This window comes from Paenibacillus sp. NMA1017 (assembly GCF_058895805.1).
In genome coordinates, this window is the sequence record NZ_JBZXYR010000003.1 from 262452 (window position 1) to 288171 (window position 25720).

General features: G+C 46.9%; 21 protein-coding genes and 2 pseudogenes. 14 read left to right on the forward strand and 9 right to left on the reverse strand.

Annotation, left to right across the window (positions count from 1 at the left end):
* Positions 1-105 precede the first annotated feature (105 nt).
* From AC5ELV_RS09920 to AC5ELV_RS09935, 4 genes are all read left to right on the forward strand, one after another.
* Entirely contained in the window at positions 106-1035 is a 930-nt protein-coding gene (locus tag AC5ELV_RS09920) for an ABC transporter ATP-binding protein (protein WP_493430050.1), read from the forward strand.
* On the forward strand, positions 1028-1738 hold the full coding sequence (locus AC5ELV_RS09925; protein WP_493430051.1) for an ABC transporter permease: 711 nt from the start codon (positions 1028-1030) through the stop codon (positions 1736-1738). The genes AC5ELV_RS09920 and AC5ELV_RS09925 overlap by 8 nt, the downstream gene beginning before the upstream one ends.
* 28 nt (positions 1739-1766) lie before the next feature.
* A complete protein-coding gene (locus AC5ELV_RS09930) occupies positions 1767-2504 on the forward strand; it encodes an ABC transporter permease (RefSeq protein ID WP_493430052.1) in 738 nt (245 codons plus the stop codon).
* Between the two features lie 162 nt (positions 2505-2666).
* Positions 2667-2780, forward strand: a complete 114-nt coding sequence (locus tag AC5ELV_RS09935; protein ID WP_016822651.1) for a putative holin-like toxin — start codon at positions 2667-2669, stop codon at positions 2778-2780.
* 180 nt (positions 2781-2960) lie between these two features.
* Here the strand turns inward: AC5ELV_RS09935 and AC5ELV_RS09940 are convergent, their stop codons facing one another.
* From AC5ELV_RS09940 to AC5ELV_RS09950, 3 genes are all read right to left on the reverse strand, one after another.
* Entirely contained in the window at positions 2961-6554 is a 3594-nt protein-coding gene (locus AC5ELV_RS09940; RefSeq protein WP_493430053.1) for a family 14 glycosylhydrolase, read from the reverse strand.
* A gap of 322 nt (positions 6555-6876) precedes the next feature.
* Entirely contained in the window at positions 6877-9045 is a 2169-nt protein-coding gene (locus tag AC5ELV_RS09945) for an alpha-glucuronidase family glycosyl hydrolase (protein ID WP_493430054.1), read from the reverse strand.
* Between the two features lie 35 nt (positions 9046-9080).
* The gene (locus AC5ELV_RS09950; RefSeq protein WP_493430055.1) at positions 9081-11279 is read right to left on the reverse strand and encodes a glycoside hydrolase family 52 protein; all 2199 of its coding nucleotides are present in this window, start codon (positions 11277-11279) and stop codon (positions 9081-9083) included.
* Positions 11280-11445: 166 nt separating this feature from the next.
* Between AC5ELV_RS09950 and AC5ELV_RS09955 the strand changes: the two genes are divergently transcribed.
* A complete protein-coding gene (locus AC5ELV_RS09955) occupies positions 11446-12390 on the forward strand; it encodes a helix-turn-helix domain-containing protein (RefSeq protein WP_493430056.1) in 945 nt (314 codons plus the stop codon).
* 159 nt (positions 12391-12549) lie between these two features.
* Positions 12550-12654 (forward strand): annotated as a pseudogene (locus tag AC5ELV_RS09960) (SDR family oxidoreductase); the annotation flags it as partial.
* A gap of 137 nt (positions 12655-12791) precedes the next feature.
* On the opposite strand, the gene AC5ELV_RS09965 reads toward AC5ELV_RS09960, so the two are convergent.
* The gene (locus tag AC5ELV_RS09965; protein WP_493430057.1) at positions 12792-13970 is read right to left on the reverse strand and encodes an MFS transporter; all 1179 of its coding nucleotides are present in this window, start codon (positions 13968-13970) and stop codon (positions 12792-12794) included.
* A 156-nt stretch (positions 13971-14126) separates the two neighbouring features.
* On the opposite strand from AC5ELV_RS09965, the gene AC5ELV_RS09970 reads away from it, so the two are divergent.
* The gene (locus tag AC5ELV_RS09970; RefSeq protein WP_029518733.1) at positions 14127-14570 is read left to right on the forward strand and encodes an Lrp/AsnC family transcriptional regulator; all 444 of its coding nucleotides are present in this window, start codon (positions 14127-14129) and stop codon (positions 14568-14570) included.
* Here AC5ELV_RS09970 and AC5ELV_RS09975 read toward each other — a convergent pair.
* Positions 14556-15737, reverse strand: a complete 1182-nt coding sequence (locus tag AC5ELV_RS09975; protein ID WP_493430058.1) for a serine hydrolase domain-containing protein — start codon at positions 15735-15737, stop codon at positions 14556-14558. The two genes, AC5ELV_RS09970 and AC5ELV_RS09975, sit on opposite strands and share 15 nt — an antisense overlap.
* 265 nt (positions 15738-16002) lie before the next feature.
* Here AC5ELV_RS09975 and AC5ELV_RS09980 point away from each other — a divergent pair, with 265 nt between their 5' ends.
* From AC5ELV_RS09980 to AC5ELV_RS09990, 3 genes and pseudogenes are all read left to right on the forward strand, one after another.
* Positions 16003-16197, forward strand: a complete 195-nt coding sequence (locus tag AC5ELV_RS09980) for a hypothetical protein (protein ID WP_342427481.1) — start codon at positions 16003-16005, stop codon at positions 16195-16197.
* A gap of 512 nt (positions 16198-16709) precedes the next feature.
* Positions 16710-16883: a hypothetical protein gene (locus AC5ELV_RS09985; RefSeq protein ID WP_023990932.1), complete on the forward strand. Its 174-nt coding sequence runs from the start codon at positions 16710-16712 to the stop codon at positions 16881-16883.
* Positions 16880-17486: pseudogene (locus AC5ELV_RS09990) on the forward strand (ATPase). The gene AC5ELV_RS09985 and the pseudogene AC5ELV_RS09990 overlap by 4 nt, the downstream one beginning before the upstream one ends.
* A 191-nt stretch (positions 17487-17677) precedes the next feature.
* On the opposite strand, the gene AC5ELV_RS09995 reads toward AC5ELV_RS09990, so the two are convergent.
* The 4 genes from AC5ELV_RS09995 to AC5ELV_RS10010 form a co-directional block, all read right to left on the reverse strand.
* Positions 17678-18580 (reverse strand): helix-turn-helix domain-containing protein, encoded by a 903-nt coding sequence (locus AC5ELV_RS09995; RefSeq protein ID WP_493430059.1) that lies wholly within the window; start codon positions 18578-18580, stop codon positions 17678-17680.
* A gap of 426 nt (positions 18581-19006) precedes the next feature.
* Entirely contained in the window at positions 19007-19354 is a 348-nt protein-coding gene (locus tag AC5ELV_RS10000) for a KGG domain-containing protein (protein ID WP_342427477.1), read from the reverse strand.
* Between the two features lie 124 nt (positions 19355-19478).
* Entirely contained in the window at positions 19479-20240 is a 762-nt protein-coding gene (locus AC5ELV_RS10005; RefSeq protein ID WP_493430060.1) for an ABC transporter permease, read from the reverse strand.
* A complete protein-coding gene (locus tag AC5ELV_RS10010; RefSeq protein ID WP_493430061.1) occupies positions 20237-20977 on the reverse strand; it encodes an ABC transporter ATP-binding protein in 741 nt (246 codons plus the stop codon). The genes AC5ELV_RS10005 and AC5ELV_RS10010 overlap by 4 nt, the downstream gene beginning before the upstream one ends.
* A gap of 247 nt (positions 20978-21224) precedes the next feature.
* On the opposite strand from AC5ELV_RS10010, the gene AC5ELV_RS10015 reads away from it, so the two are divergent.
* The 4 genes from AC5ELV_RS10015 (at position 21225) to AC5ELV_RS10030 (ending at position 25697) form a co-directional block, all read left to right on the forward strand.
* On the forward strand, positions 21225-21824 hold the full coding sequence (locus tag AC5ELV_RS10015) for a TetR/AcrR family transcriptional regulator (protein ID WP_493430408.1): 600 nt from the start codon (positions 21225-21227) through the stop codon (positions 21822-21824).
* A gap of 100 nt (positions 21825-21924) precedes the next feature.
* Positions 21925-22566, forward strand: a complete 642-nt coding sequence (locus AC5ELV_RS10020; protein WP_493430062.1) for an SDR family oxidoreductase — start codon at positions 21925-21927, stop codon at positions 22564-22566.
* Positions 22567-23122: 556 nt separating this feature from the next.
* Positions 23123-23833, forward strand: a complete 711-nt coding sequence (locus tag AC5ELV_RS10025; protein ID WP_493430063.1) for an MBL fold metallo-hydrolase — start codon at positions 23123-23125, stop codon at positions 23831-23833.
* 100 nt (positions 23834-23933) lie between these two features.
* Entirely contained in the window at positions 23934-25697 is a 1764-nt protein-coding gene (locus AC5ELV_RS10030; protein WP_493430064.1) for a glycosyltransferase 87 family protein, read from the forward strand.
* Positions 25698-25720: the final 23 nt, after the last annotated feature.

Sequence of the window (25720 nt, forward strand, 5' to 3'; positions counted from 1 at the left end):
TGCCTGTTTTGTTTTATGGACAGATGGTACAGTGTAAGCAACCTTACACGTAGTAGTGGTTATATTTTGTATACTTGTATTATTTAGTGATTAGGAGGTTTGAAAGTGGAATATATTATTGAAACGAATAAGCTCCGCAAACAGTTTGGGGGGGCTGTAGCCGTAGACGACATATCCTTACATGTGGAGCGTGGCAGTATCTACGGTTTCCTCGGTGAAAATGGAGCTGGTAAGACAACCACTATCCGCATGCTAATGAGGCTAATTGAGCCTACAAGTGGGGAGGTTTTTTTATTTGGCGAGCGGCTGGAGAAAAACTATCCTTCTATTTTCTCGAAAATAGGTACAATTATCGAAACGCCTGGTTTATACGAAAATTTGAGTGCACGCGATAATCTAAGAATTTGCTGTATGTACATGGGGGTACAGGACAATGGAAGAATTGAACGAACCCTAGCTACGGTAGGATTAGAGCATACCGGTAAAAAAAAGTTTAAGGATTTTTCCCTAGGAATGAAGCAAAGATTAGGGATTGCAAGGGCGCTTGTTCATGACCCTGAGTTGCTTATATTAGATGAGCCGACGAACGGACTGGACCCATCTGGAATTAAGGAAATTCGTCAGCTATTGAAGCGGTTGTGTGAGGAGAATGGGAAAACCATTCTTATTTCCAGTCATATCTTGAGCGAAATTCAGCAGTTAGCTACACACATCGGGATTATACATAATGGAAAGCTGTTAACAGAAGATCGTTTGAGTCAGTTGGAGGAAGAATTTGAACAATACACAGACATAAAAGTACACGATGCAAAAGCAGTACAAACGTTTCTGCAAGAGCACATGGGACAGCAGCTTCAATCTAATGTGATATCCCCACAACAACTAAGAATTCATAGTCCGATTGAAAATACAGCCACGTTAAATAAACAGTTAATAGAACATCATTTTCCAGTCTATGAGATACACACCTCCAAGCAGACGCTAGAGGAGTACTTTTTGTCTCTCATTTCAGGAGAGGGTGGGCGACGTGATTAGAGCAGAGCTCATTAAGCTTAAAGGTTCTAAAGCCTTCTTGTTGAGCTATATTATATTGCTGGCTGTTGTGCTGTTGGAATTTGCGACGAGCGCTATTTTTTATAGATATTCAATTGATAAACGGGGTTGGACCTACTACTTCGAGGGCATAGTTCTCTTCGTCAATGTTGCAGCCGGATTTATCAGTTACTACATATTAACCGGTCATATTTTTGCAAGAGAGTATCAGGAAAACACGCATCTATTTATGTTTACCACGCCTGTCACCAGGGTTAAATTTTATTTTAGTAAATTGATCATTATTTATGGATTTATTATTGTATCCTTATTTTTTGTTCTGTTTTTGTCTGCCTTATTAGGTATGTCCATTACAGATCGACCTTTAACGATGGCTATCTGGGTATATCAGATCCAAGTGTTTGCTAAAATGTGTGTGATGCATGCGATGTTGATCCCAATCGCCTCTTTTTTTGCTATACGCTGGAAGAGCATCATGGTGGTTGTACTCGTAGTTTGTACTGCAATATTTTTGAATTTTATATACAAAAGTGAATGGTACCCTTGGATTGTGCCCTATCTCTTATCTCCTAATGAAAGAAATGCGACTATACCTACCAATGTTTCAATAGCATGGTTCAGCTTATCCGTGACCTTTCTTCTTGGATTGTTTTTATCCATATGGACATATCAAAGAAAAGACTAAATGGAGAGTTTTTGAGAGGAGGGTTACTATGCTTGACCTGTTTAAAGCAGAGTGCTTGAAGCTGAAAGGAACTAAAATTCTTTGGTTGAGTGTAATGATTTTAGTATTAACCATTGTTTTAGAATTTTATAGTTACGCGGATAGTCCCAAGTATTCCATAGATCGTGATGGTTGGAATGACTACTTTATGAGTGTTGTTATTCTTATGAATTTTCTGACCGGGTATATGAGCTACTATATTTTGACCTGCTATATCTATGCGAGAGAGTATCAGGAGAAGACTCATATTGCACTGTTTACAAACCCGATTCGCCGGACTCGTATTTACTTCAGCAAACTACTCGTTATTTATATGTACATCGCTGTTAGCCTACTGATGGCATTTGTGCTATCTACAGTCTTGGGTACGTTTATTACGACCAGACCGCTAACTTTTGAAATCGTTATGTATCAGCTTGGGGTATTTGCTAAGATGATTCTTATGCATGCAATGCTTATCCCGATCATTACGTTCTTCGCCATTCGTTGGAAAAAATTTGTACCCGCCATTATGGGAATGTGTACGGTTATGTGTTTAAATTTTGTTTTGGTTAATACACCGGGGAATACCTTTTATCCATGGACAGTGCCGTTATTATTTTCTCCCCATGGACAGATGGGCAGAACATTCACGTATGTTCCTGGAGGGATCATCAGTATATGTTTCATTTTTGTGCTGGGACTTTTTTTGGCGTTGAGAAGCTATACCCGTATAGAGACAAAGTAGAGTGTGTAATCAGCAAAAGACGATGAGTGTTTGCATAAGATTGGATGGATGAAGCTGTAAAATGTTGTCGCTAAAGGACGGATTTACGTGCTATAATTCCAGTAACAACAGAATGGCTTAGGTGGGCGGTCGGCTAAGTCTCCCGGAAGGGAGGTGATGCCTGTGGAGGTTAAGGATGCTCTGACATTAATGATGATGTTCGGCACGCTATTAATAGCGTTGATCGGATTAATCGTTACGATTGTTATTGCGTTGAACCAAAACAAAAAGAAATAGACCGCCCTGGTGAGGGGAATACGGCCTATTTCTAATAGCTAGCCCTTATCAGCCGACCGCTCTTCAAAGCGGCTGTTGCCAAGAGTAGGGATGTTACCAGCATCCTTGCTCTTTTTTAGTATATCCTTCTATCATTTATTTTAGCACATCTGAATAACCAATGTAACTGAATGCCGCTGTTTACTTGGTGAAAATTTTAACTTCCTTTGGAGCAAGAGTCACGGTGATTGAACCGTTGTTAACCTGAACGGAGTCGTTGCTTAGCTGGTTGGTCAGGCGGGTTCCGTTGGACAGATTATCGAAGTTGCCAATCGTGCGGGTTTGAGTGCTCCAGGAGTTGTTGATAAGTACGATGGCCTCGTCGCCATTTTTTGAGCGCTGAAAGCTGTAAAAGGAGTCGTCCACCCATTTTTCCTTTTGGCTGCCGTTTTGCAGAGCAGGGTGGTTGTTGCGCACATAGTTCAGCTTAGCGATGTACTGATACAGGTCATGGTTGGAGTTGAAAACCATATTCTCCCGATTGCCGGGATCATCTCCGCCATTAAAGCCTTGCTCAGTGCCTTGGTAGATGATTGGAATCCCGCGTGACGTCAGAGTAAAGCCCAAGGCGGCCTTGAGCTGAGGCCATTTGTCATAGTTAGCACCCGGCTTGCCAGAGGCATCATTAAGGAAACGTTTTACATCATGATTGTCGATAAATACACCGTTGGTCTGGGCATCGCGATAGTGACGATCATCTGAGTAGCGTTCCTTGATTTTCCTCATGGATTGATCGTGTCCGAACACGTCCTTAATTGTATAATACATCGGAAAATCTATTGCAGCATCGAGATACCGGGTGTAATCGCCCACATAAGCAGGATCGCCACTGTAAATTTCACCAAGGGTGAAGGTATTGGCGGCCTGGTCGAAATCCTTCAAAAAGCCTTTCGGTACATGCTTGGCGGTGTCCACTCGTAGTCCGTCGATGCCAGACTCGTTCAGCAGCCATTTGATCCAGTTTTTGAGTTCATTCGTTGTATCTGGGTTGTCCTGATTCAGGTCATCCAATCCGGCAACGTCACCATTTTCGATCTTCCACTGATTGTTTGAGTTGTAATCCGCACCTGTGATGTCGCCATTGTGATGATACCAATCTGTTTTATCAAAAGGAGCCTTGGCGATGCCGTTCCCCGGTTGGAAATCACCTGTGTGATTCACGACGACGTCCAGCATCACAGCGATATTTTTGTCGTGTGCCTTACCGACCAGCTCTTTGAACTTGTCCATTGTACCGAGATGCCCGTCTACCGCATAAAAATCATACGTATGATAGCCGTGATAAGCGAATTCGCTCTTTTGCATCGTTACCGGAGTAATCCAGATGGCGGTAAATCCCATATTTTTAATGTAGTCGAGTTGGTTGATAATACCTTGAAAATCGCCACCATGCCACTTGCGCTGATCGCTGTTGTTGGAATTGAAGCCACCGTAATTATCGTTGGACGGATCTCCGTTGCTAAATCGGTCTGTCATGATAAAATAAATGCTCTGTTTGCTCCAGTCTGTGTTGAGGGGAGTGGGCTTGGAGACGGTACCCAGATCTATAGGAGTGAAGGCGCCCGAAGGCGCCTCCGTTTGAATAGCTACTTCAACTCCACTAGAGTTGGGTACGTACGTAGAAGTGCCTACGTTTAAGGATGCACCCGAAAGTTCCACTGTTTGGATAGGTCCTGCAACTTCGTTGAGGTTGGTTGTGTAGGTGGAAGTCCCTACGCTGAGGATGCCCCCGGAAGGTGCCCCCGTTCGGATAGTTCCTGCGGCTCCGTTAGAGCCGGGCGTGTAGGTAGAAGTTCCCGCGCTGAAAAGGTAGTTCTTCGTGTTATTGCTGTCCCAGCTGTTATTACCGTCATTAAAAGCGGCTTCCAGTTGGGAGGCAGACCCGATATCGACGGTAATTTTGGCATAGCCGCTAATCTCGGCATCCTGCATTTTCACACCGGGTACAGCAGTCCAGTTTCCGCCAGCCGGGCGGTAGTGAATGTAAGGCGAGTTAAAGCCTTTTTTGTAGTATACCGTTACCTTGTTAGTTGTACCGCCGCCATCCCCGGGATTCGTGCCCGATGGAGCGCCTGATGTGATCGTTCCCGCATTGCCGCTGTTACCAGGCGTGTAAGTAGAAGTGCCCGTGCTGAAGGAGTAGTTTTTGGTGTTGTTGCTGTCCCAGCTGTTATTGCCGTCATTAAAGGCAGCTTCCAATTGGAAGGCAGACCCGATATCAACGGTAATTTTGGCATAGCCGCTAATTTCGGCATCCTGCATTTTCACACCAGGCGCAGCAGTCCAGTTTCCACCAGCCGGGCGGTAGTGAATGTAAGGTGAGTTGAAGCCTTTTTTGTAGTATACCGTTACTTTATTGCCTGTACCGCCACCGTTATCGCCGGGTTTGGCCTTGTTTACGATATACTGTTTGAATCCGCTCATCTCACCGGTTGGTGAGCCGTCGTTGTTGACGAGATTGTTGAGGCGTAAAAGTGTAAAGCCGTGATAACCGAACTTCGTGATTTTTTCTTCGATTTTTTGGAATCCGCTGCCGCCAGTCGGGAGTGCATTCTCACCATTCAGGCGAACGCCCTTGGCATTAGCGATCGAGGAGACGGTATCTACTAATGTGGACGGCAAGGAATAATTCGGTGCTGAGCCACTGTCGTTCATCTCCAGTGCAGTAAAGGTCAAATCCAGATCCGCATCCTTGAACTTCTCGATGAGACGGTTGTAATCATAATATCCACCTGCTTGCTCTGTGCTGTGAGGCATGGCAGGATTGTTCATCTGCCAGTGCAGACCGGAAATCTTGGCTCCGATACGGACACCGAACACGGAATCGAAGTTTTTGTGTGCAACAGCTCCGATGACGCCCAGATGCTTCTCAAGCACGCTTTGGTACCACGACAGAAAATCCTTCCCATACGTGGAATTATACCCGCCGTTCGTGTAAAATCCGTCCCCGTCGGTCGGTGGATTGATTTGGCTAAGGCTGCTCAGCTTGGTCCCCCAGGCTGCATTAATTTTGTCCAATGATCCGTACTTGTCATTCATAGCTGTGCGGAATGCATTTTTGGCTGTTTCAGTGTAGGCTTGGAATTTGCCCCGTGCAGGATAACTCCATCCCGCTGCCGGATAGTATGAAGGATATCGCAATTCTCCAGAGGGCCCACCGCTTAAATAAATTTTGGGAATGATGCTTTTGTAGCTAGCAAAGGTTTGAGCAAATGAGGCATACAGCTCGTCATATTGTTTACCAGTCCCGCTCCATAATGGAGAGAGGGCTTCGTTATTGGCATAGCCGCTTTCGTCCTTGAACTGCATTTCATCTGCACTGCCCTTGCTAGACAGCCAGCTTGGCAGCGGGATGTTGCAATCATCCCCCACATTTCCCCCACACTTATGCGTAGAGATAATAGGAACCCACTTCAGTCCCACTTCTTTCACGGCATCTGCATAGGTCTTGTAGTAGCTCCAATCGAACTGGTTATCTCCTGCGCTCTCCACATAGCCCCACCAGACGTCGGTGGTAATGGCATATACACCGTTACTTTTCAGCGTTTGCAGTTGCTTTTTGAAGGCACCCCAGTCATTAATTTTCGCCAACGGTCCCATGACAGAAGCTTGAAAATCATCAGCAACCGCGGCGCTCGCCGTATTGGAGGGTGAGCCAATGAAGGCGGTCAGAGATAGTACAAGACTTAGCAGAATCAGGCACCCTTTGTTCCATAGACTTCGATACAAGGTCAAACCGATCATCCTCCCCAAAGCATAGTCTAATTCGACAACATTTTGTAAACGTCTACAAAAACAGTATAAAGCAAGCGGTTGCACAATAAGAAGAATTTATTGCACACTCAAGGTGGAGAAATATGACATTTTGCGTAAGCAACCGTGTGCGTAAAAGTTTCCAGACAAAAAAATAAGGCATAGGTCTGAGTAAGACGCATGCCTTTTAATGATGTACGGATAGCCAAGACTAGCATTGGAGAAAGCGACCTAGGCGTATAGCCAGCTTTGTGCCAGCCTATAGGAAAGTATTGCCGAGACAGCTTGCTTAATAGTTGCTTGCTTAATAAATAGGGCGATCCTTCTGATCGGTAATGCCGCTTTTACGGTAGAAATACGTATTGATCCGATCCCGCCATTCTTTGGCATGCTCTGCCTGATGCTCCAGCCGCTCCAGCACCTGTTCATACATGGCATCATTCATTTGCCCTCGTAGACTAACCCATGTGTCTCGGAGATGGGCTGCACGTTCTGCACCTTCAAAATGGGTATCATAAATGTGCTGTATGACGGTTTGGCCGGACTGGAGCAAGTGTGTATAAGGAACATGGTGAAAGAATAAGAGCAGCTCATCCGGGCAGGTGTCCGTGGATTCGTAGATATCGGCAGGGGGAGAAAAATATTGTCCTGCATAGCCGGTTCCGGTTGCGGTCGTGCGATCTACTCCAATCCCTCGGCAATCAGCAAAATGGTAGGTGCCCCACATGGAATATTCGTACCCGTCTACATCCGGCCCATAGTGGTGATCGGGACTGACCATCCATCCGACCCCGAGAGGGGCAGTGTAGGATTCGTAGATATTCCATGAATCGAGCAGCATCTGCTTAATGGTAGAAATTAAATCTGTGCCGCCGTCGCTATTCCCTTGTCTGCCAAACGTCAGCCGAACCCACTCATCAGCGATTTCGTCTGCGGACAGCTCCGGGTCCCATGCCAACCGACCATAGCCATAAAGATTGGACTGGGCGAGCAAATGTCCGGTCCAATTGGTGTCTGCACCAATATTGGATACAGCGGCTATTCCATAGTTGGTATGCTTGGGAGAACGCAGAGCGCCACTCACGATACGCTTGATGGTGGAGTCTTTTCCTTGAGCATAGGTATCAAAATCCAATATCTCCTTCCATTGGGGAACAAGGTAACATAGATGCTTCTGTTGGCCGGTGTACTCTTGCGCAATTTGAAATTCCAGCAGTACCTGAGTGGATTCCAGCGCACCGAACAGAGGGGAGACAGGCTCCCGCACCTGAAAATCCATAGGACCATTTTTGATCTGTAAAATGACATTTTCCCGAAACAGCCCATCCAGCGGTTTAAAATGGTCAAAGGCTGCGCGGGCCCGATCCGTCTTGCGATCGCGCCAGTCCTGCTTGCAGTTGTAGACAAAGCAACGCCAAATCACACGTCCGCCATAGGGCTGCAACGCATCTGCCAGCATATTAGCTCCATCGGCGTGATTGCGCCCGTAGCTGAACGGTCCAGGCCGATTTTCGGAATCGGCTTTGACCACAAAACCACCCAGATCAGGAACGGCGGCGTAAACTTCCTGGGCTTTGGTCTGCCACCATTCAGCTACAGCTGGTTCTAAGGGATCGGCGGTAGTTAACCCGCCGAGCTGAATAGGACCGGCATAGTTAATGCTCAAGTAGATCTGTATGCCATAGGCGCGAAACACCGCAGCTACTTTAGCTACATCCGGTAGGAATTTATCTGTAATCAGCGCGGTTTCTACCTGATGGACATTCACATTGTTAATGGATAGCGCTTGAATGCCTACAGAAGCGAGTAGACGGGCATAGTCTCGCAGGCGCTCCATATTTGTAGTAAAGGCATTATTGTCGTAGAAAATGGACCCACCCGCATACCCGCGTTCAATACTACCATCCATGTTATCCCAGTGATTAATCATGCGGATGGGATTAGCAGGGTTGGATAATTGGTCTAGAATGGGGGCGTGCAATAATTCGGTGGTGGGCTTCAACTTCCCATCTAGTCCTCCCTGCAGGTAGCGCAGCAGATGAAAGACTCCGTACAATACGCCTTTGGAGGTCTGCCCTGCGACTGTAACGTATTGTCGTTTAAACTCATCGTTACCATGCGAAGCTGAATATGCCGGATCTGGCATCTCTATCCCGCGAATTCGGTAGCCTTCTGCACCCACTTCAGCCTGTTCCTCTGCGCTGAATCGTTCTGCGACCAAAGGATGCGCTGGGAACGTACCCAGCGCAATGAATGGCTCATTCACAGGAACGGCGCTGATCTTCGGCTGCTGTCCAAACATGGAGGTCAATCCGTGCTGAAGCTCACTCGCAGCCGATTGAAGCACTTCATCTGTCTCATGGACGACGATAAGCCTGCACCAAGCGGGCAGCTTTTCTACCTTACTATTGCGGCGGTAATGCAGCCAAGCCGCATAGCCGCTCTCTTTTGGCATATCCATAAGCTTGCTCATATTGGAGCCTCCTTTTGGGCAGGTGAAGATGATCCTCAGACATGCTGTTCCTGATCCTGACTCATATGCTCAGGGAGAGTCAGACGGTTGCCGTTGCCTTCATACAGCCACAAAATAGCGGTAACTCCGCGTGGATAGTATTTGCTGCCGTGAGCAATACCGGAGAGTATCTGATCGCTCCAGCACCAATAGGATTCTTCAGGGTGAAGGAGCCATGAGACGTGGGCAGCGTCTGCGGCCTGCCCAGCTTCTTCCCAAGGCAGCTCCAGCAGCTCGCGGGCAATAAACTGTGACAGATAGATTTTGCTTAGCCAGGAGTTGTTACTGGTCGAGGACAGCTTCCAGCCTCCGTCTTCAAACAGACAAACTCCCGGTACCAGTACAGTTTCCAAATGACGCCGCAGTGCTTGGATATATCCACCGAACCGTCCATCAGGCTTAAGCGCAGCCTCACATCCTGTGAAGTAAGGGAAGATCAGCCCCTCAATGGCAGGAATAATCTGCGAGTCATTGCCCTCCTTAATAACTGCAGGAATATAGCCCTTGTCTGTCATATGTGCTGTGATCGCTGCTGCGCATTTATCCGCTTGTAAGCCAGCCTCCTGTGAAAGGGAGTTAAGCCCTTTTGAGGCAAATATCTTTTCCAGAGCAACATATACCGCCCAGCATTTGCTGCCCAGATAAATGTTGTTGCGGGACTGACCCAGAGATACGTCCAGACTGTCGTAGGTCGTAATTTCCGCGCCTCCCCGGGTTCTAGAGCTGTCCAAGCCCATCAAGCCGTTTCGTTGTGCCGGGTCGGGGTGATCCCGCCGCAGCATGCTTTCGAAGCAGTCACACAAGACAGGCAGCATACGTGTCGTAAATGACTGATCCTGTGTCTGCTCGATATATACCGTGGCGCAGCAAAGCCAGTTGACCAGTTCCTCGTGGCTCATGTAAGAGAAGCAGTCGTCAATCCCTGCTAGCTCATAACAGGAGTACCCCTGCCGGGAGAACACGTTTGCCACGCCCATATCATGCGTAAACGTGATACCACCGGGATAGGTCTGTTCCTCTCCAGGAAAGCGTACCTCATCCCGATAGCTGTACCTTTGGACAAACCACTCCAGCTCGTTGCGCACCGTCCATGGATTTAAAATCAATTCATAGTAGAGCTGATCTGCCGTCAAATCGAGTGTATTCATCATCCGATACTCGCCTTCGTTCACAACCCAGATCGGTTCTCCGTCCGCTTGGTGACTAAGCAGTTGGGTGCTGCCGTAGTAGCTGTGGATCGCCTGAGCGAGCATGAATTCCTGATCCGGGCTCAGGTTGGCCGACTCCATCCAGCGATTAGCCTGAACACAGGCTGCGGTCAGATCTGTAAAATGCTTCAAAGCATAGCTTCCCACGTCTTCAATATCCTTGAACAGCTGGGTATAGTAATACGACGCTTCGATGCCTGTTGTCACAATGCCGCCGCGATAGAAGCATATGGCGAAGGCATATGTACGCTTCTCACCTGCGGGAACGTCCATCAGGAGCGCACCCGTCGCGCCCAGGCCAAAGGATAAATTCTCGGCCATGGTCTCCCCAAGCAGCTTCTCCATTGCAAATCCGCTGGCAGGTACTGCTTCGCTGCTGTTGGTCACAATGGCTGTGCTGCGTCCTTGGCCGATGCCTGTGAGTCTTCCCTCCAATGGGGTAGAATCCGTAGCGTCCCTGCGCGGATCTTCTCCTATAATGCGTATGCCGCTATACGGATCACTGCCCTGATAGCCGAAAAAAGCTTTTCGTGCTGCAGTTCCCTGCGTGTTATCGACGGTTAGCTCAGCGAATACCGCCGGGACCAACGCTGCCCGCAATTCATCCATACCTGCGGCTCCCGGCTCGGGTACCGGGCGAACAGGAGAGTACAGCCGGAACGTCAAATCTCCAGCCTGCCATGTATCCGTTCCTGCTTTTAGCTCACGGGTAATGTCTGAATCGGCAAAGGCCATAAGCTGCGGTTCCGTTCGTTTACCCTTTTTCTCCACGTCGTAGCGGGCACTTTCATCCTGTGTGGATGTAAAAAAGGGAAGCGCCTCGTATGATCCGCCATCTCTGGATTGCAGCCCGATATATACATTTTCGTCGGCAGGCTTACCCAGCTCCAAACCAAGTCCGCCGCGATTGCCCTTAAACCCAAGCGTAAAGCTGGAAAAAGAACCGATAGGTGCATGCTGTGTGTTATAAAATATATTTTTCGACATATAATGAAACCCCTTTCATAATAAAGTTTGGCTTTGACTAACTTCACTTAGAGCCTAGCATGTCGTGTGGCGGGGAACCATTGTCAAATCGCTCAACTATTTATCCAAATCGCGCTGAAAGCGATATACTGGAGTATATCCATGTAGGTAAGCCAGGAGGGAAAACATGTCGTCACCACGTTTACCGAAGCATCCTCATCATTCAGACCTTACAGCTGCCGGAGAGGAATTCTTTTTTCCTGATGTGCGAACCACGGTCAATTTGTTTGCCATTCATACACGAAGTGTAGGAAGAGACTGGAGCTATCCGCCACACGAGCATCCTCAATATGAAATTAACATCGTGCTTGCGGGAGAACAGATCATGGTTGTGGATGGTCGCAGCTATACCCAGCGACAGGGTGATCTGGTGCTGCTGCGCCCGGGGATTGTCCACTCCAGCCATAGTAACGGAGAGGGATTTACGTATTTTTGCATGCATTTCGACATTGATGATAAGCTGTTTCTCTCGCTGCTGAGTCGTCTGGAGCAGGTGCTGTTTCCAGCCGAAGGCACAGTGGCAGGACAGATGGGACCAGCGCTGGGCAAGTTGCTCGATCTTTCAACGCCGGAAGACATAGGAATAGGTAGTGATTCGGTGGCAAAGCGAATGCGGATTCAATCTGCTGTGTTTGAACTATTCGCAACGTTGTGGGAGGCCGTATCCAGTGAAGCCGCTCATCTGCCGGGGCGTGGATATGTGCAGGCAGAGCTTGCCCATCAGATTGCCAGTCGTCTTCAGGGCAGAGTGAATCAGCCTTATGGACAGGCTGGCTCGGTGGAAAAACAGGATGGGATCGAGGGGATCTCATCCGAGTTGGGTATTAGCGTGTCCCATTGTAATCGTGTATTCCGTAGCGTTTTCGGCGTATCTCCCCGTGTATATCTATCCGGGCTTGTGTTGCATGAGGCCAAGTTGCTGTTAGCTGATCCGCAATGGTCGGTGCAACAAATTGCCGATATGCTTGGCTATGGGGATATTGCGCATTTTAGCAGACAGTTCAAGCGCTGGTCGGGCCAATCGCCGACATCCTATCGCAAAAACACGGTGCAGGAAAGCCCATCCGAATAAAAAGTAAGTATGACTTTAAAATAGTTATGATATAATACTTATAAAGTAGCTGAAAATAATATGAATTCACATAATCAACGTGCTTAATAATCAAATAGAGGAAGAGGTTTAGGCGTTTTTTGAAAAAGTCGGAGCATTCGACCATCTGTTTACACCGGGGTGGGGTATAATGAGGAAATCGCACATACGGTGTTGTATCTGATGACGAACAAGTTTACCACCGGAAGCGTGCTGTTCCCGGATGGTGGTTATACGTTGATCTAAAACGCAACGAAGTGCATGTTTCATTCTGATCCAATCCGACAGGTAGAAATCAATCTTTAAACAAAAACCGGTTCAACACCATACAAAGTGTTGAACCGGTTTTTTTATGATAACAGGCTTGGCCCTCTTGCAACTTTTTAGTTTTGCACATCTAACCCTTTATATTTTCGTAAAATACGTGGATAAATTAACTTAGACCCGATGCATACCATCGCCAGCATGGCGAACAGCAAACCGCTCCACAGCGTCCCATGGATGCCCGCTCTGGCAATAAACCAGCCCCCTGCCAGCGAGCCCAGTGAGACCCCTAGGTTAATAAACGAGATATAAAGACTGTTGGCAAACGCAGGAGCTTCTTTGGCCTCATCAATCACCCAAATCTGGGCGACAATCAGTCCGCTGGTATGAACGGCACCCCACACGATAATGATGAAGAGCGTAGGGATGAATGAAGAGCTGATCCCGTACAACAGCAAATAGGTGCCCCCCAAGACTACTGGATGAAAAAGTGCGGTGCGTACCTTATGCAAGCCCATGAGCTTACCAGCCAACAGATTGCCGATCATTCCGCCGATGCCGAAAATAATAAGCAGAAAACTGATAACCTTGCTGCTCATCCCTGTATTTTGCCCCAAATATTCGGCAGAATAGCTATACACCGAGAACATGGCTGCAAAAATAAAAGTAGCCGCCCCGATATTGAGCCACAGCGATACTTTACGCAAAATGCCAAGCTGCTTTCGATAGGAGAACATTTCGGCTTGTGGTGTATCCGGCAGCATAAATAAAATACCGATCCCTGCAATCCCATTCGCTACCGCAGTAAACCAGAAGGAAGCCTCGTATGAAAATTGATTGGCGATATAGGCCGTAATTGGAATACCGAGTACCATTCCCATGCTCGTGCCGAGAAAAGCTTTGGCGGAAGCTTGCGTTGCTTTTTCCGGGGGATACAACGCAGTGGCGGCGACAAAGGCAAGCGAGAAATACACCGGGTGAAACAGAGCCGGAATGATACGTAAAATCACTAGTAGATAAAAGTTGGATGTATAGGCTGACAGCAAGCTTGTTACGGCAAAAACAAACAACGACATTGTCATGATTCGCTTGCGGTTAAACCTGGACATCAATAGCACCATGAAGGGACCGAACAGCGCGATGATCAATGCAAATGAACTGACAAGAAACCCGGCCTGAGCTGTCGTAATATGAAAACGTTCAATGATGACCGGCAAAATGCCAACCACACCGAACTCAATCGTGTATACACCAAATAGGCCAAGCGCAATGAAAAGCAGCGGCTTACTATATTTCATTAGTTTCATTCCTTCTCCACTTCTTCCTGCTTTACGTCCCTGATATTGCATGCTAATATTTCATTAAATCATAAAATAATAAGGCAATATTCGAAATAATACATAATAATAATTGTATTTATGCAATATTACCTTGGACTTAAGGAGGTGGATTTGATGGATCAAGTGGATCATAAAATTTTGTTGTGTCTACAAAACCAGGCGCGTATCTCCATGACCGAGCTGGGTAAGGAGGTTGGACTTTCCCAGCCTGCCGTAACGGAAAGAGTACGGCGCATGGAGGATAAAGGTATTATCACCGGGTATCGTGCCACAGTTTCACATGAGAAAGTTGGAAAACCGATCATGGCTCACGTGCTCGTGCACACGAACCAATGCAATTCATTTGTTGAGTTTTGCCAATCTGCACCTGAAGTCATTGAGTGCCATAGAATCAGCGGCGAGCAAAATTACTTACTGAAAGTCATGGTTGAGTCTATGCTCAAGCTGGAGCAGTTCGGGGATGAGTGTGGAAAGCACGGGCACTCTACCACGTTAATTGTCCTGTCTTCGCCTGTAGACCATAAACATGTAACCCCTACTTTATTAGACCCTATTTGAGCTACCGTAAATGGCTTGGCAAAGCTCGGTTGTAAACGGACCTGACATCCCTTCAAATGCTGTATTGGTAAAGGCGACCACACTGAGTCTTAGTGCGGGATCAACGAACCACGAATGGCCATAAGCTCCTCCGAGACGCCACGTTCCGGGTGATTCTGCTGTTTCGCTTTCATCGGGATTTTGGAGTACGGTGAATCCTAATCCAAACCCCCGCCCCGGCCAGCCTGCCAAGGGAAGGTTCCCGGTCTGGATGGTGCCCATTTCGCGGACCCATTCCTCTGAAAGTAACGGATTGCCGCCGTTTCGCAGTGTTTCCAGCAGCCGCATGAAATCTTTTGCGCTGCCAATCATACCAGAACCACCAGAGTGGAAAGCCGTGGGATCAAAGGCTCGTGCAGGCTGAAAGCGAAGTCCTGCGGTGCCTTCAAAAACCTGCGCAACCTCAAGCTCACGCATCCGCCGGGGTTCTGATATATCGTTGACATAAGGAGCTGCGAGCCGTCCGGCATCCGCGACCGCGAAACTGGTGTCGTGCATACCGAGAGGTTCGGTAACGAGCTTTTTAACAGCTGCATCAAGGGTTGTGCCACATACACGGCTAATGATAGCGCCGAGCACATCAGTAGCAATCGAATATCCCCATGCTTTACCCGGTGTATATAACAGAGGCACAGAAGCCAAACGTTGCAAGTTCTCTTCCAGCGTAAGATTTGAAAAATCCATGCCATCTGATACGCCTGCACGATGATAGGGACCGCCGCCTTCTTCCTCTAAAAACCCATAGGTCAACCCGGCAGTATGTGTCAGCAATTGGCGTACTGTAATAGAGGGCTGCTCACCACTGATTAATCGGGGGCGAAATTCGGGCAACCAGCGTTCAATAGATTCATCGAGCTTAATCAATCCTTGGGCTGCCAAAACCAAAGCCGCGGTAGATACAATCGGTTTGGATACAGAAGAAAGCCGAAATAAAGCCTCCTCATGCATAGGACGTTGTTCTTCTCGATCAGCCAGCCCCGCCGCTCGGACATACAAGGGTGAACCATCCATATATATCATGACGACTGCGCCGATCAGACGCTTTTCGGCAAGGGTTTGATCTATAACTGCATTTACACGTCCGTCCAGACCAGCTTGTATCGCGAAAACTCTATTATCCAAACTCATAAATATCTCATCCTCTCTATGATCCAGCGGTTATCGCTTGATGGAACTTAGTTTACAGGATGGGAAGACGACATTACATAAGGTAACAAAGGTATTCAGTGAGTATTTACGTTAAAATAAAATTATATTAAAGGGATGGCCTTGGATTTAAATGAATAGGATTTTACAGGAAGTGATGCTGCGTTTTACAGCATCTTTTTAAGTTGAGATACACGCTCTTGTGATACGCTGAAAATAGATGGTAAAATTTACAACAGAGGGGGTTTTGACCGTAATTGCTACGGGTTTTGGAGGGGATAAGGAATCTTATAAACTTCCCGATAAGCCCAAAGAGGCTGCTGTCTCGACATTTTCAGAATATATGAACGCTTCTATGAGTCGCGATTACGATAAGATGCTTTCACTGTCTGATGATTATCGCTTTAAAACAGAATGGTTGAGTACGAGTCTGACAAAGTAGACGACAATTTAGAAGGTAATTTCAAGTGATTTTAATTTTTTGATTTTCTAATCAAATGGTCCAAAGCGTATCCAATGAGATACCAGAAAATTAGTGTAGTGAAGTAAACAATAGTTATGGGGATGTCTGCCTCTCGCACAAATCGAAATGATTCATACATCCAAACCAACGGGCTAATGATAGCCAAGAGTATATTATAGTCGTCGTACCCCGTAATATTTACAGTAATAACTAGACATGAGATTAGGACTAGCCAAAAACGAAAAGATTTCATTGCCTATACCTCCGCAATTGTATTTGTTGTTATAGACGAATAAAAAAAGCTGAAGGTAGCATTTATTCCAAACTTATTTATTAAAATGTATTTAAAAGAACGTTATTTCGATCCTATTTACTTGTCGCGATTTTTAGCCGTGCGGTATTCGTGTGAATTTGAGTGACGCTGGATTCTTTCAGACTTAGATTTATGATATACTCTCGATAAATGATTTGGATGGGATGGTGATGGCTGAATGAATCGTACACACGACCTAGGCAAGTTAATCAAACTAACTGGAGATAGAGCCAAACTGGACGCTAAAGCAAATGGCACATATATCGTCTACAAAACGCCGGATGGTCAATTTGTTAAAGAGTACAGTAATGGTCAAGTCGAACGAATTAAAGAACAGGATATTTTATCATGAGTGAGCCGTTTGCTACTATGTTTGTATTCGAAAGGAAACAACGGAAGTGGTAAGAGTACAATTCGTAATTTAATCGTTGATAAACTTGGTGTAAGTGTTAATATCGATCCAGATGCGTTAGCACGAGGGATTGATCGTGAAAACCCTGATCGACACAAAGTATCGGCAGGGAAGGAAGCGATTAAGCTAGCGCGGGATTGTATAAGAAATAAACGGGATTTTACTGTAGAGACGACACTTGCTGGTGGCAATGTGATTCGACAAATGCGAGTGGAAAAAGAAAATGGCTTTGAAGTTATCATGTTTTATGTGGGCCTAGGTGATTATCGTCTTAATATCGAGCGAGTTGCAGCACGAGTTCGAAATGGGGGTCACCATATTGATACCGCTGATATTATAAGACGGCATCAGACCTCACTGGAAAATCTGCTCTTACATCTTAAACTTATCGATCATTTAATTGTCATTGACAACAGCAGCTCAGATAGCGTGATTGTATTGGAATCAGATAGTGAAACGATAAAACATCATGTGGCGTTGTTACCGGATTGGGTTAAAATCATTGATAGTTACTTGCAAAATAAAAATGCTGGTCAAGAATAAACCGATAACTGTATGATTCAGTGATCGGTTTATTCTATATTTGCATCGCATTGTGTCCACAATGTCAATTCGATGTGTATTGCACCTCAAGATGGAACCCGTTAGTAATAAACTGTTATTATTTTTCAACAGACTTTAGCAAGACGATGAACAGCATCCTGATCGTAGCGGCTTCTTCGGATTCTTTTTCTCTACACTTTTTCCACTGGACGTAACACTGCGTAGCCGTATCCTTCTGGGAAATGCCGCTGATAATCTTGCTTCGTTTCCTCATCCCATTCATACCCCAAGCTGCTAGGGTCAAAGTTCCAAGCCTTCTCCTCCACCATTCTCATAACGTCTCCATTGTTTTTTAAATAATTGAAGGATGGGTGGAAAAACACCAGGTAATCTGATTCGGGGATGTCCCGGCACTTCATTCCTGCTGGAATCTCTCCGGCGTAGTCAGCAGCGACCGGTATTCCATAGAGATAACCCTTCTGACCATCTTGATAGAACCAGCCCGCAGTTTGGCCCAATTGTTCGGGAAGCTTGAGATGAGACATGCTTTCCAATGTCCCGCAAATTTCATCACAATTATGACCGTTTCTCCAGAAATCACCGTAGTTTCGTGAAGATGTATCCCAGATTCCAATAAATTTGTGTGCTGGTATATGCTCGATTTTGACTTCAGCTTCTTGCAAATGATCCTTAACCATCTTATCCCGCTCCCTCAAATGGTAATGATAAGGAGAGAACACCTCAACGCGAATGGCTAACGGAATAGGTCGGGGCTCCTTCTGGTATACAGCCGGAGTTACCTCGAACGCTTTTACAAATGCCCGTGTAAAAGCCTCCTGTGAAGAAAACCCATACTTTATTGCAACATCGAGGATACGGACATTGCTATCTCGGAGTTCCAGTGCAGCACGGCTAATCCGGCGCATCCACACATAATCCCTTAACGTCATTCCTGTAAGAGAATGAAACTGCTTTGTACAGTAGTAAGGGGAGTAGCCTAACTGATTGGACATTCTCAACAATGAAGGTGCTGAAGTAAGATTATTATCAATCCAATCGATCATAAGTTGAACCATTTCGTTCCATTTATACACGAGCGTTCCCTCCTTTCGACTCCATCTTAACAGCCGGAATGCAGGAATATTTGACTTGAGTTGCATGCACTCTTTTGTATCCATGAAGCTTTAATCAAGGGCTATATTAGTCCTTGTTGTCTTATTCTATTTCACTCCTCTATATAATAGTTGCAGCCGTTTTATTCTTTGTAATCAACATTCGCGCAACCTCCCATAATCTATTCTTTGATTTGTAATAAAATATGTATGATTGGTTATTTAGCCTGTTTATGTATATTGTAAGGTGTATGATCGGATGATGAAAGTAACTTTCACACAAAAAGCCTATCTGCCGGAATAACGGCAGATAGGCTTTTATAACATAAACGTCCACTATACTTCTTCGTGTTTATATGCAGTCTGTGTCTTTACATCGCAACTGCACCGACCACATACTCCCTATTGTCAGTTATCTCTACGCTGACGTGCGCGGGCTTCGCCGCCTTTGCGGCCAGCTTCTTCCCTACTCATTTTCCCGTCGCTATCACTTTGGTCTGAATTGCCACGGGCTTCACCGCCCTTGCGTCCGATTTCCTGATAGAAGTCCTTGTCATGGTTTTTGGAAGTGGCTTCGCCGCCTTTTTCACCGATTTCCTGGTAGAAGTCCTTGCCATGACTTTTGGAAGTGGCTTCGCCACCTTTTTCGCCAATCTCCTGATAAAATTCTTTGTCGTGATTTTTAGCAGTAGCTTCTCCACCCAGACGTCCTGCCTCTTCGCGACTCATTTTGCCATTTTGGTTGTTGTTAGCCATGTTCAATCACTCCTCATCGAATTTTAGTAAAGCGTGTTCGTGTATCTATTAACCTTCGTGTCAGGAATTAAACATGTCTATTTTATTTTGAGAACTGATGATTAACTGGATATATTCGTTTCGATCAGCGTTCCCATGCTTCTGTGTGCAGTTGTTGCTGGTGGTTAAACAATGCCGGATAAATGAACAGGCTGAGCAGCACGCTGGTCAAAATAGCAGAGGTCATGGTAGTAAATACGATTAGCAATTGCAAACGCACGGCGGCAATCGGATTGGCACCTGCGATGATTTGTCCGGTCATCATGCCGGGAAGCTGGACAAGCCCTAACGTTTTTTGCCCTTCAATGGTTGGAATCATACTGGAACGTATGCAATCCTTGAGTATAGGGAAGATGGCTTGTCTAGGCGTGCCGCCTAACGCCAGAATGAGCATGATTTCAGGCTTGCGCAGCAGGACTTCCGACTTGAGTCGGGACACTAGCAGGCTGGACAAAATCATGGAACTGCCAATGATCATGCCGCTAATCGGAATCATATATCGGGCTGTCGCAGGAATGATATGCAGGCCAATGAGGAATGTCTGTGTAACGATTTCCACACACAGCAGCGTCAGGAATGACTTCCACATGAGACCGGGGATAAATCGTCCTTTGCGCGCAACATTTTGTGAGGCTACGGTAATCATGAGCAGAATGAATAATACGATAAATCCGTAGCTTTGCATCCCAAAAATCAAATGCAATACATATCCAATCGCCAGCAGTTGAACCGACGCTCTGATCGTAGCGATAATAATGTCTCGGTCCAGACCGAGCTTGAAGGATTTGGACATGACGATGGCGATAAATACAAAACCGAGAGAGAGAATCAAGGCAACAATCGTCATACCCATTCTCCTGCTACAAACTTGCGGGTCTCACTATGCTGCGGAGCATTAAAAAACGTCTCCGTATCCGCTTGTTCTATCAGTCTTCCGTCGATCATCAGCCATGTTTCGTGGGCTACCCTGCGGGCTTGTTCCATATGATGCGTAATCCAGATCATCGTTGTTCCCTCTTCTTTGTTCATTTGCAGCAGCAGTTCCTCAACCTCTTTGACCGAGGCAGGGTCCAGTGCAGAAGTAATCTCATCCAATAGTAAAATATCCGGGCGGTTCGCGAGCGTCCGCGCCAAGGCCAAGCGCTGTCTTTGTCCGCCGGACAGTTCCTGCGCCTTCTGTTCCAACAGGTCGCGGGTGAGTCCTACGCGTTCCAACAGCCCGGCCGGATCATCCAGTACCGTACCGTGCAGCCGTTCTACGGTTTGGAGATTGTACAGGACAGTTCCTTGAAGCATGGGGGCATCCTGAAAAACCAATGCTACTTTCCGTCTCAGTTCAGGAATCTCCCACTCTAATATAGGTTTCCCGAGGACACGGATGTCCCCTTCATCCGGTGTCATTAGGAGGTTACACAGTGAAAGCAACGTGCTTTTACCAGACCCCGATGGACCGACCAACGTGGTGATTTTGCCGGAAGAAACTTTTGCCGTAATCCCGTTCAGAACCGCACGTTGCTGTCCAGACCCGGTGAAATATTTGATAATGTGATTGAATTCAATAGCTGGAAGTGGCTTGGGTTCCATAGATATAGCTAGCTCCTTTGTAAGGGATCGAGAAAGGGCTCAGATCCGTTCCGTTTATGATCTTATTTTTTTATTATATCAGTAATGCCCGCTATGCTCTTCTATAAAGGTTCGATGCAGGTCGGCTGTTGTAAACAGCATTTTCTTTGTATAAACTAACAGGATTAGTTAAAATAGAATCTGGATCGACTCAGTATATGCATAAGGAACCGGATTACATAGAAATTCGATGGAAGGAGACAGGATGATGTCGCCTAGAAACGGAGTAAAACTGCAAGATATCCTGCGGGCTGCTGAGGACATTGCCAATGAACAAGGGATGGGGGATGTCACGCTCACCACGCTGGCGCAAAAGCTGCACATTCGCCCTCCGTCCTTGTATAACCACGTGAACGGATTGAACGGACTGCGCCAAGTACTGGCATTGCACAGCCTCGAACAGTTGGAGGAAGCTTTGATGAGCGCAGCGGTTGGTAGAGCGGGCGAAGATGCGCTGACCGCTATGGGGAAGGCGTATATGCGGTATGCTCGGGAGCGACCGGGTTTGTATGAAGCGATGCTGTATGCAACTGATCGAAATGATACCGAAATGAGGCAGGCTGCGGATCGCGTGGCCGAGCTGGTCATTACCGTCCTGTCCAGTGGTTACGGCTTCAAGGAAGAAGATTGCATTCATGCAGCGAGGGGATTCCGTAGTCTGCTTCATGGATTTGCCTCGCTTGAACAAAAGGGTGGGTTTGGTTTGCCTGTGGAGGTGGACCGGAGCATTGAGGTGATGATGGCTACCTTTTTGGCAGGTCTGCGTGTGCAGCAAAAGCGAGATGCCGAGCTGACCAAAGAAGTCTGATTTCAACCTGATGCAGCTAACATGATTGCGTCGCAGACCCGAAGGGTAAAATACATCTGTATAATGTAGATGAGAGACTCTGAATACAGGAGGGATATGAGTGAACGTACTGGTGATTGGCGCAAATGGAAAAGTAGGCAGACATCTTGTTCGTCTACTGGGGCAAAATAAATCGCATCGTGTAAAGGCGTTGATCCGCAATTCAGATCAGGCCGAAGCGCTTGAACGTTTGGGAGCAGAAACAGTGGTAGCTGACCTCGAAGGGACGGTTGGTGAAATTGCCGCAGCTATAAAAGGCAGCGATGCTATCGTATTCACAGCAGGCTCCGGCGGAAAAACAGGAGCGGATAAAACGCTGCTTATCGACCTGGATGGAGCGGTCAAGGCGATGGAAGCCGCTGAACAAGCAGGTATCCAACGCTTCGTAATGGTCAGCGCCCTACATGCGGAGAATCGGGAGCAGTGGCCCGAATCCATTAAACCGTATTATGTGGCGAAGCATTACGCTGACCGCCTGTTGGAAGCGAGCAGCTTGGACTACACGATTCTTCGTCCGGGTGGCCTGACGGATGATGTGGGCACCGGCAAAGTTGCTACCGGTGAGGAACTCACGAGCCACACCATTTCCCGTGAAGATGTGGCGGCAGCGGTGGTAGCAGCGCTGGAGGAACAGCAGACGTATCATCGTGCAATTAATTTGGTGTCTGGCAGTACGCCTATTGCTGAGGCAATCCGGCTGTAATTACGGATGAAGTTGTTGCCCAGAGGACGCTTATAAATGACAAAAAAACGAGAAGACGGCCATTTAATGGTCATCTTCTCGTTTTAAATATTTTACAGCTTGGTTGGATCAAATTCTTTTGGGAAGGTTTCTTCAAAGCTATGCTTTTTCTCGTATAAGTTGTACCAAGCTCCTGCAATGATATCTGGATCTCCTGCCGTACCCGCTTGTATGAAAGTGCCAATTGAAAGGTGCCCTACCTATTTATGCCAACATTATACATGAAGCTGGTTATTTATGGGCATCTGGAAATACTCCGTTTGATCAAGAGGAAATAGCCAAGAAGGCTTCGTTATTAATAACAGGAGGAAAAGATTAATTCTTGTTTTGAGAGGCATCCCCTGAGGCAGAGTTCCGAGGATGCTTTTTTGCTGTTTTTCTCAGTATGATCGTCCCCGTAGCAGTTCCAAGTTCCAACTCCAGCTGAATAGCAGCAAAAATATTTGCTTATAACTAATTATATTATTTATAATACTAATATAATTAGTTTATAATGAAGACAAGGAGATGAGCTAAAATGCGTATTGTTCAGGTGCAGCATGTGTATCAATTGACGTTTATGCCCCGGCTGTTCCCGGTGAACTGTTATTTGGTGGAGGAGAAAGAGGGGCTCACCTTGGTAGATGCCGGATTGCCATACAGTACCCGTGGTATAGCGCAGGCTGCGGCGCGGATCGGGCAGCCGATCATTCGAATTGTACTTACCCATGCCCATGGGGATCATGTGGGTGCGTTGGATAAGCTCAAGACAAGGTATCCTGACGCGCAAGTATTCATTTCAAGACGGGATGCACCGCTGCTACAGGGCGATGTATCGTTGGAGGCAGGAGAACCGGATACTCCAATTCGGGGCGATGTGCCGAAGCATATCCTTACCCAGCCTGACGTTTTGCTGGAGGACGGGGATCATGTGGGTTCGCTGTTGGCGATCAGCGCACCGGGACATACGCCGGGCTCGATGGCATTTTTGGATACTCGTACCCGAGCGTTGATTGCAGGCGACGCCTTCCAGACCCGAGGTGGTATAGCGGTATCGGGAAGGGTTAAGCCGCTGTTTCCTTTTCCGGCACTGGCTACCTGGAACAAGGAAATTTCACTGAAAAGCGCCAAAAAGCTGGCGAGTTTCGATCCATCTTTATTAGCTGTTGGTCACGGCAACATGCTGAAGCATCCACAATCTCAGCTGGAAAGAGCGATTATGGAGATGGAGCGACAATCTTCAGTGTGATGATTCGGTATTCAGCCAACATTCAGCCAGAACTCACAAAGTCCTAAGCTAAGGCAGATACAATATGGGGAAAATAGAAACAGAGAGAGGTGCATCGGATTTGAACGTTTGGAAAGCGAACGGTCTGAAATATATACTTCTATTTAGTCTCATATTGTGTGCTGTCGTTAGTGTCGTTTCGTTATGGAGTTATTCAGGTAGCTCCGCGTCCCAGTCTGCGGCCGTTAGGCAGGGCCCATCCGGCGGGTTCGGGGGAGGAGGCGGACCTGGTGGAGGTATGGGGGGATCGAGGCAACCTACCAACTCCTCCACTGAGGGGACATCGACATCGGGCGACCAAGGTACAACGACCGGGAATGATACGTCTGTATCGGGCGGCAGTGGTGTTGCCAGAGACGGACAGCATAGAGGCCCCGGTGGCATGTCTGGTAACGGATCTGGCATGGGCGGTCCTGGCGGTGGTATGGGTGGTGGAAGAAGTGGGAATTCTTCATCTGCTTATGCGACTCCGCTGGCGATTTTCGCCACTTTGTTCTTCGGTGCATTCGTGTTTATTGCGTACCGTTTTCGGGCTCGTGAATGGAAGCTCGGTGAACGTAATCGAGGACTCATGCTGTGGACTGTGCTGGGGGTGGGTTTTTTTTTAAGAATGGCGATCGCTCCATGGATTTCGGGTCACATGGATTTAATGCTATTCCGGAACTGGGCTACGACAGCAGCGGATAGCTTATCGGGCTTTTACACGAACGGATCAAGTGATTATCCGCCGTTCTATATTTATATTTTATATGTGATCGGTCAAATCGGCTCTACGGATGCTTTCAGTCCCTATATGTCCGTGCTGCTGCGGCTTCCCAATATATTAGCCGATATCGTGACAGCGTACATGCTGTACCGGTTGGCAAGCAAACGGGTCGGCTATGGAATAAGTCTTGGATTGGCTATATTCTACGTGTTTAACCCAGCTGTATTTATCAATTCGACCTTCTGGGGTCAGGTAGATTCTTTCTTTACTATGCTGATTGTGGGCATGATTGTGCTGCTTGTGGAAAACCGGGTCGGCTGGTCCGCCGTATTGTTTACGGTAGCCGTATTAATGAAGCCACAGGGAATTATTTATGGGCCAGTTTTATTTTTCGAGCTGCTGAGACAACGCAAAATACAACCTTGGCTAATGGCTATTGGCGGTGCTGTTGTGACAACCATTCTGGTCATATTGCCATTTTCGTGGGGACAAGAGCCGTTATGGCTGCTTGATCTATACAAGGGAACGGTTGGCGAGTATCCATATGCTTCGGTGAACGCGTATAATTTCTTTGCACTGATTGGTGGCAATTATACGCAGGACACTACAACGTTGTTCCTGTTCAGTTACCATACGTGGGGTATGATCTGCATTGTGTTGGTGACTCTATTTACATGGTGGATGTATATCCGCAGTCGCAAACCACAATTTGCAGCAGCAGCTGCACTGGTACTCATTGCAGGTGTATTTACCTTCGCTTCCAGCATGCATGAACGGTACTTGTTCCCTGCGGCGGCGTTAGCTGTACTGGCGTACCTATATTTGCGAGACCGCAGATTTTTGTGGCTTGCGGGTGGATTCAGTCTTACGATTTTCCTGAACACCTTTGATATCTTCTATAGCTCCAATTCTCGGGATCAATACGGTATTATTTTGTGTGTGACATCATTGTTGAATGTGTTGTTGTTTGGGTATTTGGTCAAAGTAGTGTGGGATTGCTCCAAATCGACCACGATTGAGACTGTTCCTTCCACAGACAGAGTTTCGCCAGAACTTCCTTCAGCGCGGCCTGCATGGGGAGCGTCTTCCCAAGGTGTGAACACGACAATTGATCGTTAGTGGAGTATAAAATACGGTAAAAA

Excerpts from the sequence above, each read along its gene's own strand:
- AC5ELV_RS09945 (WP_493430054.1), bottom strand. The coding sequence starts at position 9,045 with ATGAGCAAGCTTATGGATATGCCAAAAGAGAGCGGCTATGCGGCTTGG.
- AC5ELV_RS09970 (WP_029518733.1), top strand. The coding sequence starts at position 14,127 with ATGGATCAAGTGGATCATAAAATTTTGTTGTGTCTACAAAACCAGGCG.
- AC5ELV_RS10025 (WP_493430063.1), top strand. The coding sequence starts at position 23,123 with ATGCGTATTGTTCAGGTGCAGCATGTGTATCAATTGACGTTTATGCCC.
- AC5ELV_RS09930 (WP_493430052.1), top strand. The coding sequence starts at position 1,767 with ATGCTTGACCTGTTTAAAGCAGAGTGCTTGAAGCTGAAAGGAACTAAA.
- AC5ELV_RS09975 (WP_493430058.1), bottom strand. The coding sequence starts at position 15,737 with ATGAGTTTGGATAATAGAGTTTTCGCGATACAAGCTGGTCTGGACGGA.
- AC5ELV_RS10000 (WP_342427477.1), bottom strand. The coding sequence starts at position 19,354 with ATGGCTAACAACAACCAAAATGGCAAAATGAGTCGCGAAGAGGCAGGA.
- AC5ELV_RS09950 (WP_493430055.1), bottom strand. The coding sequence starts at position 11,279 with ATGTCGAAAAATATATTTTATAACACACAGCATGCACCTATCGGTTCT.
- AC5ELV_RS09955 (WP_493430056.1), top strand. The coding sequence starts at position 11,446 with ATGTCGTCACCACGTTTACCGAAGCATCCTCATCATTCAGACCTTACA.
- AC5ELV_RS09965 (WP_493430057.1), bottom strand. The coding sequence starts at position 13,970 with ATGAAATATAGTAAGCCGCTGCTTTTCATTGCGCTTGGCCTATTTGGT.
- AC5ELV_RS09985 (WP_023990932.1), top strand. The coding sequence starts at position 16,710 with ATGAATCGTACACACGACCTAGGCAAGTTAATCAAACTAACTGGAGAT.
- AC5ELV_RS10005 (WP_493430060.1), bottom strand. The coding sequence starts at position 20,240 with ATGACGATTGTTGCCTTGATTCTCTCTCTCGGTTTTGTATTTATCGCC.
- AC5ELV_RS10010 (WP_493430061.1), bottom strand. The coding sequence starts at position 20,977 with ATGGAACCCAAGCCACTTCCAGCTATTGAATTCAATCACATTATCAAA.
- AC5ELV_RS10015 (WP_493430408.1), top strand. The coding sequence starts at position 21,225 with ATGTCGCCTAGAAACGGAGTAAAACTGCAAGATATCCTGCGGGCTGCT.